General features: G+C 71.9%; 14 protein-coding genes. 6 read left to right on the top strand and 8 right to left on the bottom strand.

Features of this window, described 5'->3' with window-relative positions; translation table 11 throughout:
- Nucleotides 1–3: 3 nt before the first annotated feature.
- The gene (gene glyQ / locus POL72_RS22485) at nt 4–951 is read right to left on the bottom strand and encodes a glycine--tRNA ligase subunit alpha (RefSeq protein WP_012233080.1); all 948 of its coding nucleotides are present in this window, start codon (nt 949–951) and stop codon (nt 4–6) included.
- 335 nt (nt 952–1,286) lie between these two features.
- Here glyQ and POL72_RS22480 point away from each other — a divergent pair, with 335 nt between their 5' ends.
- Both POL72_RS22480 and POL72_RS22475 read left to right on the top strand, forming a co-directional pair.
- Entirely contained in the window at nt 1,287–1,766 is a 480-nt protein-coding gene (locus tag POL72_RS22480; RefSeq protein ID WP_272097555.1) for a MarR family winged helix-turn-helix transcriptional regulator, read from the top strand.
- Nucleotide 1,767: 1 nt separating this feature from the next.
- Nucleotides 1,768–3,657, top strand: coding sequence for a chloride channel protein (locus POL72_RS22475; protein WP_272097554.1), 1,890 nt, complete (start codon nt 1,768–1,770; stop codon nt 3,655–3,657).
- Here POL72_RS22475 and POL72_RS22470 read toward each other — a convergent pair.
- Together POL72_RS22470 and POL72_RS22465 are read right to left on the bottom strand one after the other, a co-directional pair.
- Complete coding sequence (locus POL72_RS22470) at nt 3,654–4,868, bottom strand: pyridoxal-phosphate-dependent aminotransferase family protein (protein ID WP_272097553.1); 1,215 nt, start codon at nt 4,866–4,868, stop codon at nt 3,654–3,656. The two genes, POL72_RS22475 and POL72_RS22470, sit on opposite strands and share 4 nt — an antisense overlap.
- Nucleotides 4,869–5,263: 395 nt before the next feature.
- A complete protein-coding gene (locus tag POL72_RS22465) occupies nt 5,264–5,521 on the bottom strand; it encodes a GlsB/YeaQ/YmgE family stress response membrane protein (RefSeq protein WP_272097552.1) in 258 nt (85 codons plus the stop codon).
- 435 nt (nt 5,522–5,956) lie between these two features.
- Here POL72_RS22465 and POL72_RS22460 point away from each other — a divergent pair, with 435 nt between their 5' ends.
- Nucleotides 5,957–6,256 carry a CsbD family protein gene (locus POL72_RS22460; RefSeq protein WP_272097551.1) on the top strand — a complete coding sequence of 100 codons (300 nt, stop codon included), beginning with the start codon at nt 5,957–5,959 and terminating at the stop codon, nt 6,254–6,256.
- A gap of 85 nt (nt 6,257–6,341) precedes the next feature.
- Here POL72_RS22460 and POL72_RS22455 read toward each other — a convergent pair whose 3' ends face one another.
- The gene (locus POL72_RS22455; RefSeq protein WP_272097550.1) at nt 6,342–7,709 is read right to left on the bottom strand and encodes an FHA and sigma-54 interaction domain-containing protein; all 1,368 of its coding nucleotides are present in this window, start codon (nt 7,707–7,709) and stop codon (nt 6,342–6,344) included.
- Nucleotides 7,710–8,114: 405 nt separating this feature from the next.
- On the opposite strand from POL72_RS22455, the gene POL72_RS22450 reads away from it, so the two are divergent.
- From POL72_RS22450 to POL72_RS22440, 3 genes are read left to right on the top strand one after another with little or no spacing between them, the layout of a single operon-like run.
- Nucleotides 8,115–9,500, top strand: a complete 1,386-nt coding sequence (locus POL72_RS22450) for a cystathionine beta-synthase (protein WP_272097549.1) — start codon at nt 8,115–8,117, stop codon at nt 9,498–9,500.
- Between the two features lie 34 nt (nt 9,501–9,534).
- Nucleotides 9,535–9,804 carry an acyl carrier protein gene (locus POL72_RS22445; protein WP_272097548.1) on the top strand — a complete coding sequence of 90 codons (270 nt, stop codon included), beginning with the start codon at nt 9,535–9,537 and terminating at the stop codon, nt 9,802–9,804.
- A 10-nt stretch (nt 9,805–9,814) separates the two neighbouring features.
- A complete protein-coding gene (locus POL72_RS22440; RefSeq protein WP_272097547.1) occupies nt 9,815–11,332 on the top strand; it encodes an AMP-binding protein in 1,518 nt (505 codons plus the stop codon).
- A 192-nt stretch (nt 11,333–11,524) separates the two neighbouring features.
- Here POL72_RS22440 and POL72_RS22435 read toward each other — a convergent pair whose 3' ends face one another.
- From POL72_RS22435 to POL72_RS22420, 4 genes are all read right to left on the bottom strand, one after another.
- On the bottom strand, nt 11,525–11,992 hold the full coding sequence (locus POL72_RS22435) for a carboxymuconolactone decarboxylase family protein (RefSeq protein ID WP_272097546.1): 468 nt from the start codon (nt 11,990–11,992) through the stop codon (nt 11,525–11,527).
- A 296-nt stretch (nt 11,993–12,288) separates the two neighbouring features.
- Nucleotides 12,289–13,821 (bottom strand): MocR-like pyridoxine biosynthesis transcription factor PdxR, encoded by a 1,533-nt coding sequence (gene pdxR, locus POL72_RS22430; RefSeq protein WP_272097545.1) that lies wholly within the window; start codon nt 13,819–13,821, stop codon nt 12,289–12,291.
- A gap of 85 nt (nt 13,822–13,906) precedes the next feature.
- Complete coding sequence (locus tag POL72_RS22425; RefSeq protein WP_272097544.1) at nt 13,907–15,073, bottom strand: hypothetical protein; 1,167 nt, start codon at nt 15,071–15,073, stop codon at nt 13,907–13,909.
- 327 nt (nt 15,074–15,400) lie between these two features.
- Nucleotides 15,401–15,931, bottom strand: coding sequence for a hypothetical protein (locus POL72_RS22420; protein WP_272097543.1), 531 nt, complete (start codon nt 15,929–15,931; stop codon nt 15,401–15,403).
- Nucleotides 15,932–16,648 lie beyond the last annotated feature (717 nt).

Genomic DNA, 16,648 nt, shown 5'->3' with positions numbered 1-16,648 from the left:
GCGCTACTCCGCCGCCTTCGCCTGCTGCTCGCCGAGGAGCGGGTAGCCGAGCGCCTCGCGCTGCGCGACGTACGTCTCGGCGACCGCCCGCGCGAGCGCGCGGACCCGGCCGATGAAGCGCTGCCGCTCGGTGACGCTGATCGCGCCCCGCGCGTCGAGGACGTTGAAGCGGTGGGCCGCCTTCACGACGAAATCGTAGGCCGGGAGCACCAGCGCCTTCTTCGGATCGATCGCCGCCCCCTTCGCCGCCGGATCCGCGCCCCGGTACAGGAGCCGCTTCACCTCGGCCTCGCAGACATCGAACGCCGCGAAGTGCTCGGCGATGTCGGCCTCCTCGAAGTTGTAGGTCGACCACTCCCACTCGGCGCGCTGGTAGATGTCCCCGTAGCGCACGATCTTCCCGCCGCGGTCCGAGTAGACGACGTCGTAGATGCTGTCCTTGTCCTGCAGGTACATCGCGATCCGCTCGAGCCCGTAGGTGAGCTCGCCGGAGACGGGGCGGCAGTCGATCCCGCCGATCTGCTGGAAGTAGGTGAACTGCGAGATCTCGAGCCCGTCGATCCACACCTGCCAGCCGAGCCCCCACGCCCCGAGCGTCGGCGACTCCCAGTCGTCCTCGAGGAACCGGACGTCGTGATCGAGCGGGTTCGTGCCGATCGCCCGCAGCGACTCCAGGTAGAGGTCCTGGATGTCGATCGGGCTCGGCTTGAGGATCACCTGGAACTGGTGAAACTGCTGCATACGGTTCGGGTTCTCCCCGTAACGACCGTCCGCGGGCCGCCGGGAAGGCTCGACGAAGGCCACATTCCAGGGCTCGGGGCCGAGCGCGCGCAGGAACGTCGCCGGGTTGAAGGTGCCGGCGCCGACCTCCGAGTTGTACGGCTGCACGATGAGGCAGCCGCGATCGGCCCAGAACTTCTGCAGGGTGAGAATGAGGTCTTGGAAGGTCATGGGAGGGCCGGTTCTTAGCCTGGATCGCCCGCGCAGGCGACGCCCCGCGTAGCGTCGCCCGCACGGTCCGCCCGGCGCGCTGCCCCCGGGCCGGCGCGCCGCGCGCCGGACGCCGCGCCGGCGCCCCGCCGCCATTCCACCGCCGCCCGCGATCACCCCGTCGAGGACGGTCCGCCTCGATCCGCCCAAGCCCCTCGGAGGACCGCAGACTGCTTGCGGTTGACCGGCGAGCGGCGTAGGTTCCCCGCAAATCTATGGGATCCCATGGTTCTTCGACAGCGCGCCGGAAGAGCCCCGCGCGGCAGGCTCCCGGCGGGCCCGACGCGCAGCGGGTCATGGATTCGATCCGCGCGATCGTGCAGCGCCTGCGCGTCTCGTCGCGCGCGTGCGAGCGGCAGCTCGGGCTGAGCAGCGCGCAGCTGTTCGTGCTGCAGCAGCTCGATCAGGCCGCGGCGTCCTCGATCGCCGAGCTCGCGCACCGCACCCTGACGCACCAGAGCTCGGTGTCGGTCGTGGTGACGCGCCTCGCCGAGCGAGGGCTGGTCACCCGGCGCGCCTCGCCCGAGGACGCGCGCCGGACCGAGATCTCGCTCACCCCTGCCGGCCGCGCGCTGCTCCGCCGCGCGCCCCGCACCGCGCAGGCCGAGCTCGTCGCCGCCGTCGACCGCCTGCCCGCCGACGAGCGCAGCGGGCTCGCGCAGAGCCTCACCACCCTCGCCCGGGCGCTCGGCGCCGGCGACGAGGCCCCCCCGCTGTTCTTCGAAGGCGAGGAGACCCCCGCCGAAGCCAAAGCCATCGACCGCGAGGAGAGCTGAATTGTCCAGATTGAACGCCCCACCCCCAACAGTCACCGAGAGCATCCCGGTCGCCCCCTCGATGGGCCCCACCCTCGAGGACCTCCGCGTCCCCCCGCCCAGCGCCGCCGTCGACCGGCGGGTCGTCCTCGTCAGCGGCCTCGCGATCGCGCTCGGCGGCGTGGCCTTCCTCGCGGCGGAGCTGCTCACCACGCTCATCGCCATCATCACGAACCTCGCGTTCTTCGGCCGGCTGTCCGCCGCCCCCGCGTCGCCCGCCGAGCACAACCTCGGCCTCCTCGTGCTCGTCGTGCCGATCGCCGGCGCGCTCGTCGTCGGCGTGATGGCGCGCTACGGCTCCCAGGCGATCCGCGGCCACGGGATCCCGGAGGCGATGGAGCAGGTGCTGTTCAACCAGAGCCGCATCCCGCCGCGGATGACGTTGCTCAAGCCGCTCTCCGCGGCGATCGCCATCGGCACCGGCGGTCCGTTCGGCGCGGAGGGCCCCATCATCGCGACCGGCGGCGCGCTCGGCTCGCTGGTCGGGCAGCTGCTGCGGATCACCGCGGACGAGCGCAAGACGCTGCTCGCCGCGGGCGCGGCGGCGGGCATGTCGGCGACCTTCGGCAGCCCGGTGGCGGCCGTGCTGCTCGCGATCGAGCTCCTGCTCTTCGAGTACCGCCCGCGGTCGGTGATCCCCGTCGCCCTCGCCGCGACCACGGCGACCGCAGCCCGCCTGGTCGCAGGCCACACCGCGCCCGCGTTCGAGATGCCTGCCGTGGCGCCCTCGACCGGCCCCGCGCTCGCCTTCTACATCGTGCTCGGCGCGGCGCTCGGCCTCGCGGCGATGGGCGCGACCCGCGCGATCTACGCGATCGAGGAGGCGTTCGAGCGGCTGCCGCTCCACTGGATGTGGTGGCCGGCGATCGGCGCCGTCGCGATCGGCGTCGTGGGCGCCTTCGCGCCGCGGACGCTGGGGGTCGGGTACAGCAACATCGACGACATCCTGAGCGGCCGCCTGGCGCTCGCCGCGCTCGTGTCGCTCTCGCTGTTCAAGTTCATCTCCTGGTCGATCGCGCTCGGCAGCGGCACCTCGGGCGGGACGCTCGCGCCGCTCTTCACCATCGGCGGCGGGCTCGGCGCGATCCTCGGCCTGGCCGCGGCCGCGCTCCTCCCCGGGCTCGGCGTGGACCCTCGCGTCGCCGGGCTCGTCGGGATGGCGGCGATCTTCGCGGGCGCGTCCCGGGCGCTCCTCGCGTCCGTCGTCTTCGCCTTCGAGACGACCCGGCAGCCCATGGGGCTCCTGCCGCTGCTCGGCGGCTGCAGCGCGGCCTTCCTCGTCTCCAGCCTGCTGATGCGGCACTCCATCATGACGGAGAAGATCGCCCGCCGCGGCGCGCGCGTGACGGTCGAGTACGCGGCCGATCACCTGGCGCAGATCACCGCGGGCGAGGCCGCCTCGCGCCCCGCCGTCACGCTCGCCGCCGAAGATACGGTCGAGACGGCCCGCGCCTTTCTGCTGTCGCAGGCGGCGGGCTCCCGCCACCAGGGCTTCCCGGTCGTGGACGGCCGGGGGGAGCTCGTCGGTGTGGTCACCCAGCGCGACGTGCTCACCGAGCAGGCCGGTACCATCTCGATCCGCCACCTGGTCCGGCGGCCGCCCGCCGTGGTGTTCGAGGACAGCTCCCTTCGCGAAGCCGCCGATCACATGGTCACCGAGGGCGTGGGGAGGCTCCCTGTCGTGTCCAGGCAGGCCCCCCGCAAGGTCCTCGGGATCCTGACGCGCAGCGACCTGCTCGACGCGCATCGGAGCCGGATCGACGCCGGCAAGCGCCGCGAGCCAGCCCTCGCCGCCGCGACGCGGCGCGGAGGTCCGGCCATCCGGGACCGCGCCTCCGTCGGGCAGAGCTAGTCGACGAAGTACTCGCGATCGCCCGCCAGCCCCTGCTCGAGCGCGGCCATTCCCTTGGCGACGTCGAGCTTCACGCCCTCTCGCTGGAAGCTCATGCCCATCGCGTAGAGCGTCTTGAACAGGTTGTGCGAGCGGCACTGCTCGCCCATCTGGCCCACACGCACGATGTTGAGGCCGAAGGCGCCCGAGATCTCGACGCGGAAGGCCTTGGTCATGTACTCGCGGATCCGCGCGCTATCGGCGCCGGTCGGCAGCTTGATGGCGAGCACGCTGTTGAGGCGCACGTCCTTCGACGCGAACAGCTCGAGCCCCATGGCCTCGATGCCCGCCTGCATGGCCAGAGAGCTCATCTCGTGGCGACGGAACCGCCGCTCGAGCGTCTCCTCGCAGACGAGGCGCAGCGCCTCGTGCAGCGCGAGCACGCCCGGCACCGGCGCCGTGTAGTGGTACTGCTGGTAGCCCCAGAACCGCTGCGCGCGCGTGGCGTCGTAGCACCAGTGCGGGCGCGGCAGGGGGCGCTCCTCGACGACCTTCCACGCGTCCTGTGAGAAGGCGCAGGCCGAGACGCCCGGGATCGACGACAGCGCCTTCTGCCCGCCGACGATGCCGACGTCGATGCCCCACTCGTCCATGTGCACCGGCATGGCCGTGAGCGTGACCACCGCGTCGACGATCGTGAGGGCGCCCTGCGTCTTCGCGAGCCTGCAGATCTCCGGCAGCTCGACCATGCGGACGCCGCAGGACGTCTCGCCGTGCGCCATCGTGACCACGTCGTAGCGCTGCTTCTTCAGCGCCTCCCGCACGTCCGCGAGCGACACGGGCCGCCCGGGCGGCCCCTCGAGGTAGGTGACATCGGCGCCCACGCCGAGCGCCATCTCGCCGAGGCGCCCGCTGAACGTCCCCACCTTCAGGCAAAGGACCTTCCGCCCGGGCCAGCACAGGTTCGCCACGGCCATCTCCATCGCCGCGGACGCGGGCCCGGCGATGCCGAGGATCTTGTCGCTGCGCGTCTGGAACGCATAGGCCGCCATGTACTTCACGTTCTGGATGACGCGGTCCATGGTGGGGCCGAGGTGATTGATGATGACCCCGTTCGCCTGGGCCACCGCCTGCGGGATGGGCACCGGACCGGCGCCCATGAGCAGCAGCGGCTCGGACGGCAGGATCGCGGCGAGGGGCGTGATCGGCGGGGGCAGGATCGAGAACGACATGGCCAGGACCTTGGGCAAAAGCGCGGAGCCCGCTAGCAAGCCCAAAGCCTCCTGCGGCGTCAAGCGTTACCCGGCGAGCGGGCGCGGCGCCGGCGGAATCGCGGCGCCGGCGCCGGACCGAGCGCGACAGGCCGCCGAAGGCCCTGCTCGTCGTACGACCCTGGGGGTGAGCCGTGCGACGAGCAGGGCCCCTCAGCCCGCCGAGCGCGAGGAGAGCGCGCGCCGCCTGAGCCGAGCTCTCGCTCACGGACCGCAGCGCCTCCTCCGCGCCTCCTGCTCGCGGCCCGAGGTGCTCCCGCGCGTTACAGATCGCGGGAGCGGTTCGGGAGCTCCTTCCTCCAGCGCCGTGGGCCGGTATCGGGCGTGGCGCCTCGAGCGGGGATCGCTCGGCCGGCTCATACCACCGTACGGCGCCGCGCGATCGCCTGATAGCCGGCGGTCAGCAGGATGGCGCCGATGAGGGACATGAAGAAGCCGGCCGGCTCCCCCTCACGGTACATGAACAACATGCGGCCGAGCAGCCCGCCGATGAAGGAGCCGACCACGCCGATGATCATCGAGATGACCCACCCGCCCGGCTCACGTCCAGGAACGATGAGGCGCGCCAGAGCACCGACGACGAGGCCAAACAGGAGAAAGAGGATGAATGACATGATGAACCTCCCAGAAAGGAGCGAAGCGCTCCTCGTTGCTATGCAGGCTGTTCAGCAAGCGCCGCGCCATGCCGTGGAGTCCCGGCTCTCCACAGACGCGCAGCCGAGCTGAACGCCACGGACAGAGCGCTCGCGTCACCGCGATCCAGCGCGAAATCCGACCGCGGCGCGGTGCGGCCCCCAGGAGAGCGGGGATCGTCCGGTCGGACCGTGGGACTGCTTGCTTGGCCGCCGCGTGGCGTATTGCCTCAGACGAGCCGAGAGACAGAGCGCGGGCGAGGTAGCCTGCCCCAATCCCCCTTCCGCGCCCTCGAAAAGACCGTTTGCCCTGCGATGGCGCACCGGTTGCTACATCCGGAGGTTGCCAATGCCAGGTCAACGGCGGCGGCGCGCCGCAGAGAGGCTCTGCGGAGGCCACGCCACGAGGAGGAAGCAATGAGCAACACGAGCGATCGCAATGAGGGGGCCGCCGAGGAGCTGGGCGGCAAGATCAAGAAGGGCCTCGGTCAGCTGCTCGGCGACGAGCAGATGGAAGCGGAGGGCCGCGCCAAGGAGCTCCGAGGAAAGGTGCAAAAGGAGGACGCCAAGGCGGAGGAGCGCGCGAAGGGAGCGCTCGAGGAGGCCGCCGGCGCGCTCAAGAACCGAGTCGGCAAGCTGGTCGACAATGAGCAGATGGCCGCCGAAGGGAAGGCCAAGGAGCTCAAGGGAGAGAACCGGCAGAAGGCCAATCAGTAAAACCAGCAAGAGGGCGCGCTCTGGCGCTGCCCTCGGGGGTCCGACGGGGTGGGCCGCCTCCGGCGCTGCCCCGCGGGCCCGGCGGTCACGCCTCCGTGGCCGAGACGCCGTGCCGCTGGAGGAGCTCGCGCAGGTGGCTGCGGTCCATCCGCGCCGCGCGGGCGGCGCGCGACAGATTGCCGCCGTTCGCGCGCACGAGCGCCGTGAGGAACGTGCGCTCCCAGCGCGCCACGGCGCGCTCCTTCGCCTCGCGGAACGACAGGCTGAGCTCGTCGTCCCGGGGCGCCGGGAGCGCCGGAGAGCCGCTCTCCGCCCCCTCGGAGCCCATCACGGCTTCGCGGAACAGCGCGGGATCGATCATCAGCACCGCGCGCTCCACAGCGCCGCGGAGCTCGCGCACGTTGCCCGGCCAGTCCTGCCGCATGAAGGCCTCGAGCAGCTCGCCCGGGGGGCTCTGGTCCTGCCCCTGCGCGAGCTGCCGGTAGAAATGCGCGGTGAGCAGCGCGATGTCGTCGGGGCGCTCCCGCAGCGCGGGGACGCGGAGGCGGACGATGTTGAGCCGGTAGTACAGATCCGACCGGAAATTTCCGCGATTCACCTCCTGGCGGAGATCGCGGTTGGTCGTCGCGATGACCCGGATATCGAGCTTGGTCGGCTCGATCGTGCCGATGCGCCGGATCTGCCGCTCCTCGAGCACGCGCAGGAGCTTCGGCTGCATGTCGAGGGGGAGCTCGCCCATCTCGTCGAGCAGCACGGTGCCGCCCCGCGCCGCCTCGAAGGCGCCGGCGCGCGCCGCCTGGGCGCCCGTGAACGCCCCCTTCGCGTGCCCGAAGAGCTCGGCCTCGATGAGCGTCGGCGGGATGGATCCGCAGTCGATCACGACGAACGGCCCCCCCGCGCGCGGGCTGCTCTCGTGGATCGCCTCGGCGAGCAGGCCCTTGCCCGTGCCCGTCTCGCCCTCGATCAGCACCGTCGAGTCCGACGCGGCGATCCGCGGCAGCGCCCCGAAGATGCGGCGCATCGCCGCGCTCTGCCCGAGCACCCGGCCGTACCGCTCCTCGTCGCCGAGCGGCTCGCGGATCTCCTCGGCCAGCGGCTCGAAGCGGAGCGTGGACTGCCCGACCCCGAGCGAGGCGCCCGGCAGGAGATAGGCCGCCTCGACGCGGAAGCCGGAGAGGGTCGTGCCGTTCTTGCTGCCGAGATCGCGGAGCAAGAACCCGCGCGGGGTGACCGAGATCACGCAATGGTGCCGCGACACCGCCCGGTCGGTCAGGATGAGCTGGTTGCCAGGCGCCGTGCCGATCACGAACTCCGTCGCGTCCGACGTCTGGGACGCCCCGGCGTCCGGGCCCGCGGTCACCTGAACGCGGAAGCGGCTGAACGCGATCTCCTTGGAGCGGACCTTGAGGAGCGCCGTCTCGGCGCTCGGGTGGATCTTCGGCTCGGACGCCATTTCGCCAGTCTACCACAGGGAGCGCGGCGCGAGATCGCCCGCCGGTCCGCTCGCCCCGACGCGCGCAGCGGCGCCGCGTGGCGCTGGCGTCAGCGCGTCACCGCGTCAGGCCGTCAGCGCCGCGCCCCAGCGGCTCGCCCCGGGAGAGCCATGGCTCGCTGCCGTCAGGGCCTTTGAACCCGTAACGATAACGTGCCGGATAGGGTCAATATGGACCTATCATAAACACCATTTCTTTTGTGCTCCTTCCCGAAGGATAGGAAGGATGGCCGGCGACCGAGCCCGGCAGTCACGGCAGGCGCGCTCGCCAGCGCCGCGGCGAGCGCGCCTCTCGCGGCGCCGCCGCGCCCGCGTGCTCCCCTTGTCGCTTGTCGCTTCGGCGCGCGGCGGCTAAGAGGTCTCCCCATGATGCGAGGCGCGCGCAGCGATATCACGAAGGCCGTCGGCGATACGCCGATCGTCAAGCTGAACCGGGTCACGGAGGGGCTGGAGAGCGACATCTATGTGAAGTGCGAGTACCTGAACCCGGGCGGCAGCCACAAGGATCGGGTCGCGCTGAACATGATCCGCGACGCCGAGGCGAACGGGCTCAGGCCCGGCGGGACGATCGTCGAGGCGACCAGCGGCAACACCGGCGCCGCGCTCGCCATGGTCGCGGCCATCCGGGGATACAAGTGCGTCTTCGTCATGCCGGACAAGATGTCGCAGGAGAAGATCGCGACGCTGCGCGCCTATGGCGCCCGCGTCGTGGTCTGTCCCACCGCCGTCGAGCCCGACGACCCGCGCAGCTACTACCAGGTGGCGAAGCGCATCGCCGACGAGACGCCGAACTGCTTCTACGCGAACCAGTACCACAACCCGTCGAACCCCGAGGCCCACGTCCGGTCCACCGGGCCCGAGATCTGGGCGCAGTGCGGCGACGAGCTCGACGTCTTCGTCGCCGGCATGGGGACAGGGGGCACCCTGAGCGGCATTGGCAAGTTCCTCAAAGAGAGGAAGCCGGAGATCAAGATGGTCGGCGTCGACCCGGTCGGTTCGCTCTATTACGATTACGTGAAGACCCAGCGGATCACGAAGCCGTTTGCCTACAAGGTCGAGGGGATCGGCGAGGATTTCTTTCCGAGCACGATGAACCTCAAGATCATCGACGAGATCATCCGGGTCGACGACAAGGAGTGCTTCCTCATGACGCGGGACCTCGTGCGGCTCGAGGGCCTCTTCGTGGGCGGCTCCGGGGGCGCGGCGGTGGCCGGCGCGATCAAGTATGCGCGGCAGAGCGGGAAGAAGGAGAACATCCTCGTCCTCTTGCCCGACGGCGCGTCCAAGTACATCTCGAAGATCTTCAATGACGACTGGATGCGAGAGAACGGCTTCCTCGAGGAGGACAAGGGCCTCGGGACGGTGCGCGACCTGCTCGCCGTCAAGCCCAGCGGGGCGGTGGTCACCGCCGACGCGAACGCGCGGGTCCGCGAGGTCATCGACATGATGAAATCGCACGGGATAAGCCAGCTCCCGGTGACCCAGGACGGCAAGCTGCGCGGGATGGTCCACGAGATCGACCTGCTCCGGCACCTCGTGACGGGGAGCGGCACGCTCGACTCGAGCATCGGCGGGCTCGTCGAGAGCGACTATGCGACCGTGACGCCCGCGACGAAGGTCGAGCTCCTGAAGGGCGTCCTGAGCGACGCGAAGATCGCGCTCGTCGTCGACAAGGAGACGGTGCTCGGCGTCGTGTCCAAGATCGACCTCATCGACTATCTTGCCCGCAAGGCGACGCCGGCCATCGGCTGAGCGCCCGGGCTCCGGCCGGAAAGGGACCACCGCGGTGACCTACGATCTCGACACGGTGCGGCGCGCGCTGCACGACCATATCGCCAAGGAGATCCTGCTGCGCAAGGCGCCGCTCGCCCTGGACGAGGACCTCTTCGCGGGCGGGTCCGGCTTCGACTCGATGTCGCTGACGCGGGTGCTCGTGTTCATCGAGCAGCGCTTCGGCGTGAGGATCCCGGACGAGGAGGTGGACCTCGACGCGGTGTCGACCGTGGACAGCATGGCGCGCTTCGTCGCCGGCCGCATCGCGGCCGCGCAGGGCTAGCGGGGAGCGCGTGGCCGGCACGTTCCGCCTGCGCGCCGAGGACCTGGCCGCCCGCGGCGACGCCATCGCGCTCGCGTCGCGCGCCGCGACAGTGACTTACGCCGAGCTCGCGGCGCGCGCGGCGGCCGTGGGCGCGGCGCTCGCCGGGGCGGGCGTGCGCCCGGGGGACCGGGTGGCGCTGCTCTCGCTGGGCCGGGCGCACGACGAGCCGGTGGCGCTCGCCGGGGTGCTCACGGCCGGCGCCGTGGCGGTCCCGCTCGACGCGACCGCGCCGCCGGCGCGGCTCGGGCGGATCGCGCGGGCCCGGGGGTGCCGGGCGCTCGTGCTCGACGCCGCGGCCGCGGGCCTCGCGGACGGCATCGACGCCGAGCTCGGCGGCGGCTTGCCGCGCGTGGAGCTCGACGCCGAGGGGCGCACGCCGCGCGGGACGGCGCGCGCCGACACGGGCGGCGACGGCGGGGCCAGCGGCGACGGCGGCTCCGGAGCGCAGGACGTCGCGTGCATCCTGCACACCTCGGGCAGCACGGGCGAGCCGAAGCCGGTCCCCATCACATGGGCCGGGCTCGATGCGTTCACCGCCTTCTGCATCGACCTCATCGGGCTCACGCCGGCGGATCGGGTCCTCCGCGTGGCCGAGCTCATCTTCGATCTCGCCTGGTTCGACCACCTCGCGACGTTCCGCGCCGGCGCGACGCTCGTGACGATGGCGCGGCGCGACCTCGCCTCGGGCCGCGCGCTCCGCGACGCGGTGAGCGCGCTCGCGCCGACGGTCATCTACGGCGTGCCGTCGATGTTCATGAAGCTCGTCGCGGCGCTCCCCGCGGCGGACGCGGGCGCGCCGGCGCCGGCTTTCGCGCTCTCGCCCCCCGTGCGCGCCATCCTCTTCGCCGGCGAGGTCTTCCCGCCGCGCGAGCTCGCGGCGCTCGCGGCGCGGGCGCCCGGCGCGACGCTCTACAACCTGTACGGCCCGACCGAGACGAACGTCTGCACGTTCCACCGGGTCGATCGCGCGGCGCTCGACGGGGCGAGCGAGCTCCCGATCGGCGTCGCGTGCCCCTACGCCGCCTGCGCGCTGCTCGCGCTGGACGCGGACGACGAGAGCGGCCGGGTCATCGAGGGCCCCGGGACGGGCGAGCTCGTGGTCTCGGGGCCGACGACCATGGACGGCGGCCCGTACCGGACCCGCGACCGGGTGGAGCGCAAGGCCGACGGGCTCTTCTACTTCCGCGGCCGCATCGACCGGATGGTGAAGATCCGGGGCTACCGGGTCGAGCCGGGCGAGGTCGAGGCGGCGCTGGCGTCGCACCCCGCCGTGCGCCAGGCCGCGGTGATCGCCGTGGAGGACGCGCGCCTCGGCAAGACGCTGCGCGGCTTCGTCGCCCTCGCGGGGGACGCGGACGACCGCTCGCTCAGGCTGTACCTTGCGGAGCGGCTTCCCCCGTACATGGTCCCGGAGAAGATCGTCGCGATGGACGAGCTGCCGCGGACGTCGACGGGGAAGATCGATTACCGCGCGCTGCCCGGGTGAGCAAACATCACTGCTTCTTCCTCAGGCTCATGCGCGTGCGGGAGCGACCCCTCCAACCAACCGGTAGCACACCCCCATCGAGGCACTTCCGGTCCGGAACAGGGAGATTGTCATCCGCCGCCGGCGCTGAATGACGACGGCGCGCAGGCCGCTCGAACGGAGCCCGCGGCCGCGGCGCGGCCGCGCGCCGGTTCACGCCTGCTCCCGCTTCTCCGACCTGTGGGAGCCAGGCACGGCCCGGGTGGCGAGCACCACGCGGTTCCAGGCGTTGATCGTCACCACGGCCCAGGTGAGATCCATGATCTCCCGCTCCGAGAAGTGCTGGCGTACGGCGTCATAGACGCGATCGGGCACGTGCTCTGCCGCGACGAGCGTCACCGCCTCGACCCACTCGAGGGCGGCCCGCTCGCGCTCGCTGTAACAGGGCGCTTCGCGCCACGCGCTCAGCATGTAGAGCCGCCGCTCGTCCTCACCTGCGGCCCGCGCTTCCTTCCAGTGCAGATCGATGCAATAGGCGCAGCCGTTGATCTGCGAGGCGCGGAGAAACACGAGGGAGATCAGCGTCTTCTCCAGCCCGCAGCGCTTGACGTAGGAGCTCAGCCCGAGCATCGCTTGATACGCCTCGGGGGCGACGCTCGCGTAATTCATGCGTGACTGCATGGGTCCATCCTCCGTGGTTTCCCTCCGCCCGCGCGCGGGCGCCTAGCACGACTGCGGGAGGTCGCCCTGAGAAGCGAACCGCCCAGGCGCCGAGGCCGCCAAGAGAAGAGGGGGAGGGCCGTCCCGGCATTCCCTTCTCGTTCCCCTGGTTGCTTGGCGGCCTCGGCGCCTGGGCGGTTTTTCTGCTGATCCGGGGCAACCTCCCGCAGTAGAGCCAGAACGCACTTTCTAGGCAGCGCGCCGGGCGAGCGCGAGATCCACTTCGTCCCGATCGGCTGGATCCACGTGCGGGGCGCTCAGCGCTGGCGCAGCGCGGCCTTCAGCCGCCGGACGCCCTCGGCGATCTCGTCCTCGGGCAAAGCCGCATAGCCGAGCAGCAGGGCTCCCCGTCCGGCGGAGCGCGCGCGAAGCTCGGACAGCGCGACGCACCGCACGCCGCTCGCCGCCGCGCGCTCAGCCGCAGCGCCGTCCGCGCGCCCGGTAGGCAGCCAGCCGAGGAGGTGCATGCCGGCGGGCGCCGGGCCGACCTCGAGCAGCCCCGACAGCTCTCGCTCCGCCGCCGCGACCAGCGCGGCCTGGCGCCGCTCGTACAGCACGCGCATGCGGCGCACGTGGCGCGCGAAGTGGCCCTCGATCATAAAATCGGCCACGACCGCCTGCTCCAGCGAGGGCGACGAAACGTCGGCCAGCGCCTTGGCCGCGACGAACGCGTCGACCAGCCCCTCCGGCACCACGAGGTAGCCGAGCCGCAGCGACGGCGAGAGCACCTTGCTGAATGTCCCCGCGTAGATCACCCGCGCGCCCGGCGACAGGCCCTGAAGGGCGGCGAGCGGCCGGCCCGCGTAGCGGAACTCGCTGTCGTAGTCGTCCTCGAAAACCCAGCCGCTCGACGACCTCGCCCAGTCGAGGAGCGCGCGCCGGCGCTCGAGGCTCATCGTCACGCCCAGTGGGAACTGGTGCGCCGGCGTCACGACGGCGAGCCGCGCCGAGCTCGATCGCCGGACGGCCGTCGCCACGTCGAGCCCCTCCCTGTCCACCGGGACCGGCACCGGCGTCGCCCCGGCCGCGATCAGGGCGCTGCGCGCCGCGGTGTAGCCCGGATCCTCGACCCAGACCGGATCGCCGGGATCGAGCAGCACCTCGGCAACGAGCGAGATCGCCTGCTGGGCGCCGCTGACCACGATGACCTCGTCCGGCGTGCACCGCACGCCCCTCGCGGTGACGAGGTAGTCGGTGATCGCGCGGCGCAGCGGCGCGTATCCCTGCGGCTCGCAGCGCGTCAGGAGCGCCTGCCACGAGCGGTCCCAGCGCCGGCTCATCAGCCGGCCCCAGGCGGCGGCAGGGAAGGCGTCGAACGCGGGCACGCCCACCTGGAACGCCCAGCCGGCAGGACCGCGCGGCGCGGTGGCGCGCAGGAACGGCGACGCCGCGCCCGCCACGAGCGCGCCGCGCCGCGAGAGGGAAGCGCCATCCAGCGAGGGCGCTGGCTGCGGCTCGGAGCTCGGCCGGGCGAGCAGGACGCGCTCCGGCGGCGCGTCGGCGACGTACGTCCCGGAGCCGATCCGGCCGCGCAGGTACCCCTCCGAGAGGAGCTGCGCGTACGCGCCGAGCACCGTGTTGCGCGACAGGCTGAGCTGCGCCGCGAGCGCCCGAGTCGACGGCAGCTTGCTCCCGGACCGCAGCCGCCCGGCGACAATCGCCCCGCGCACCGCCTCGTAAACCTGCCGGTGGAGCGGGGCGCTCGACGCCGGATCGAGCACCACAGCCGCCACCGCGCCCGCGGGCGGAGAGGTCCGCCGCGGCCGCTTCGCCGAGGTCTTCCGCGTCAACGACAGGCTCTCCGACGCCTCGGAGGAGGGTCGGGGGAGGGCTCGCCGGGCGGCCCGCGCCGCCCACCCCTCCCGCCGGGGCGCGTCAGTGCGCCCCCACCTTCGCGCCCGCGCTCGCGTGCGCCGACGCCGACGCCTTGAAGCTCGGCTTGGGGATCGAGATCTTCGGCGCCTTGATCTGCACGTTCACGCTGGGCGGCGTCACGCGGATGCTCGGCGCCTTCACGTTGACGTTGGCCTTCGCGTTGGCCCTGGCAGCGGCGCCGGCCCCCGCGTGGACGTGGACCTTCGGGTCGATGTCGGCCTTCGCCTTCAGGTCGGCGTTCGCGAGCGCGTGGACGTGTGCATCCCAGTCGGTCTTCACGCGCACCTTCACGCGCGGCGCGCGCGCATGGACGGCGAACGCCACCCCGGGCCGGTAGCCGCACAGGCCGACGGCCGCGTGGCCCGCCTTCCGCACCGCGATGGTCAGCTTCAGCGGATCGGCGGCGAGCGCGAGCTTGCCGGTCAGGTACGCCCCCGCGGCCACCCCCGCGGCCGCGGTCGCGGCCACGTCCGCTGTCGCGACCGCCGGGGCGAGGACGACCACCTGCGGCGCCTCGGCCACCACGCCGAGCGTGATCTTGCGCTCGCCGATATCGATGGGCTTCAGGTCGGCGTCGAGCACATAGACGCGGACCTCGCCGGTCACCTCGTCGACAAGGAGCTCGAGACGGTCGTCGCCCACGATCTCGACGCGCCCGCCGTGCGGGCCGAGCTTGCCCTCCGGCAGCCCGAGCTCCGCCGACGCCTTCGCGTTGGCGTAGAGCTCGGCGGTGCCGCCGGCGGGGACGTGCAGCGTCCCATTCCACGGCTTGCCGGCGACGTTGAGCGTGTAGCCGATCTCGGTGAGATCCGCCTCGAGCTTGGGGCCGGCGGCGACGAGGAGACCGGTCTTCGCATCGAGCGTGAGCGGCACGGTCTTCTCCCCGGACGCGTCCTTCCACACCAGCGTGCCGCTGACGTCCTCGCGGATCGGCTTGCCGTCCGGACCCGTGACCGCGGCCTTGACGTTCCCGTCGGCAGCGACGTTGAAGGCGGCCTTGCCGCTCTCGTGCTCCTCGACATAGGCGCCTTCGCCCATCGCCGACTCGGCGGTGGCGGTCACCTCGACCGTCGCGTTCGCCTCAGCCGGCTGCTCGCCCTTGCCGCAAGCAGCCGCGGCGGCGATCAGCAGCAGGGCGAGCACTCCGGAAACCTTGGTGATCTTCATGAAATCCTCCTCTGTGCCAGCGAACCCTCGGCGCGAGCCGCGACTTCGCTTGAGCCGAGACGCCGAGGCTTGAACCTCCCCGGACGCGCCGGCTCCGGAGCCCATCATACGCCGAGATGCCCTGGAAGGCGCGGACGAGCACGAATATCAACAGGAATCAAAAGATCCAGGGAAACACAGGTAGGACAATGGCACTCACGGCCGCCAAGCGGCCGTGTCGTGCCTACCGGTGATTCGTTCAGGAAGACAGCCGTGCGTCCGCGTTGCGCGCGATGATCGATGATCGATCGCCCATGATGGGTGGCCGCCCGCTCCTCGGCGCCGCGTTCAGGGGCTCTCGGCGCCCGGAGCTCCGCCCTCGTCCGCTGCCACGATCTGCGGGCATTTGCGCGCCACCGCCTCACACTCCGGAGGGACCGCCTCGAGCGAGCTCAGCTCGGAGTCGCACGTGAGCGCCCGGACCCGCTGCGTCTGGGCGAGCAAGCAGACCTCGTACTCGGCCACCGTGGCGGAGCAGCCGGCGCGGTGCTCGGTCGGAGGCATGCAATCCGCTGCGTGGTCGTCCTGCTCGTCAGCCTCCTCGTCGGCCGCGGAGAGGCACTCGTCCTTCACCGTGCCGCACGGCTGCCCGACGGCGGGCGACGCGACGAGGCCCAGGTACTCACAGGCATCTTCCTTGGAGAGCTTCACCCTCGCCGCGAGCGAATCGCAGGCGGATTGGACGTCATCGGCCGTCAGATCCCTGAGCTGCTTGGAGCTCACGGCGCTGTCCGTCGGGGCGGAATCTGCACCTTCGCCGCCGCACGCAGCGAGGAACAGGACGGTCAACAAGGCCCCGAGATGAGTCGAATGCTTCATTCGTTGGTTCCCTTTCTAAGTGCGGCCGCCAGCGCGGGCCGTGGGCGCACCGGGAGCAAACCGTGTACCGCGAGCTCAGCTGTGCACGATGGGCTCGCACAGCGCGATCGAAGGTCGGTGAAACGGGACAACGACATCGGAGATGTCGAATCCACCAAGCGGGGAAAGCAGACGATCTCCGGCGGTCCTCTGGCCGCGAGAGACCGAGACGTCCCCGCCCGAGCGCCGCGCGGCGAGGCTCGCCTCGACATCGCGCCTCGACATGCGGCGACGACCGCGGCGGCAGAGCGCGCCTCCGCAGAGTCCCGGGTTCACCGCGTCTCGCGCGGCGCTAACGTCCAGAGAGGCGCCCGCGCGCCGGCGCTCCCTGCGTGCACGCGCGACGCGCGACGCGCGACGCGCGACGCGACGACCGCACGGCGCCTCGGCGGCGCGCCGGCGCCTCGGGACGCGCCGCGCCTCCGCTCCGGCGCGAGCCTCGATAGCCACGCTCCGCTGCTTCGTGTGTAGTCGCCTGTCGGTGCGACAGCCCCGCCGCGCGGCGTTCGTGCGATGAGCTGGCCTCCACACAGACCTGTTGTACGGTCGACCGCGCCGTGACATCATCGCGCGCCGTCGGGTGGATGTACTCAGCTCCAGCGTGGATGTCGGGAAACCGCTTTTGACCTACCACCTGGGGCGAATCCAGGCCCGGGCCAAGGCTGCGTCGGTCCCTCG

Origin of the sequence: Sorangium aterium, assembly GCF_028368935.1 — a bacterium.
In the GTDB taxonomy this organism is placed as follows: Bacteria; Myxococcota_A; Polyangia; order Polyangiales; family Polyangiaceae; genus Sorangium; species Sorangium atrum.
This window is presented reverse-complemented; position numbering and strand designations above follow the sequence as displayed.

Excerpts from the sequence above, each read along its gene's own strand:
- POL72_RS22455 (WP_272097550.1), bottom strand. The coding sequence starts at position 7,709 with ATGGCGTCCGAGCCGAAGATCCACCCGAGCGCCGAGACGGCGCTCCTC.
- POL72_RS22435 (WP_272097546.1), bottom strand. The coding sequence starts at position 11,992 with ATGCAGTCACGCATGAATTACGCGAGCGTCGCCCCCGAGGCGTATCAA.
- POL72_RS22420 (WP_272097543.1), bottom strand. The coding sequence starts at position 15,931 with ATGAAGCATTCGACTCATCTCGGGGCCTTGTTGACCGTCCTGTTCCTC.
- glyQ (WP_012233080.1), bottom strand. The coding sequence starts at position 951 with ATGACCTTCCAAGACCTCATTCTCACCCTGCAGAAGTTCTGGGCCGAT.
- POL72_RS22470 (WP_272097553.1), bottom strand. The coding sequence starts at position 4,868 with ATGTCGTTCTCGATCCTGCCCCCGCCGATCACGCCCCTCGCCGCGATC.
- POL72_RS22425 (WP_272097544.1), bottom strand. The coding sequence starts at position 15,073 with ATGAAGATCACCAAGGTTTCCGGAGTGCTCGCCCTGCTGCTGATCGCC.
- POL72_RS22450 (WP_272097549.1), top strand. The coding sequence starts at position 8,115 with ATGATGCGAGGCGCGCGCAGCGATATCACGAAGGCCGTCGGCGATACG.
- POL72_RS22460 (WP_272097551.1), top strand. The coding sequence starts at position 5,957 with ATGAGCAACACGAGCGATCGCAATGAGGGGGCCGCCGAGGAGCTGGGC.
- POL72_RS22465 (WP_272097552.1), bottom strand. The coding sequence starts at position 5,521 with ATGTCATTCATCCTCTTTCTCCTGTTTGGCCTCGTCGTCGGTGCTCTG.
- POL72_RS22480 (WP_272097555.1), top strand. The coding sequence starts at position 1,287 with ATGGATTCGATCCGCGCGATCGTGCAGCGCCTGCGCGTCTCGTCGCGC.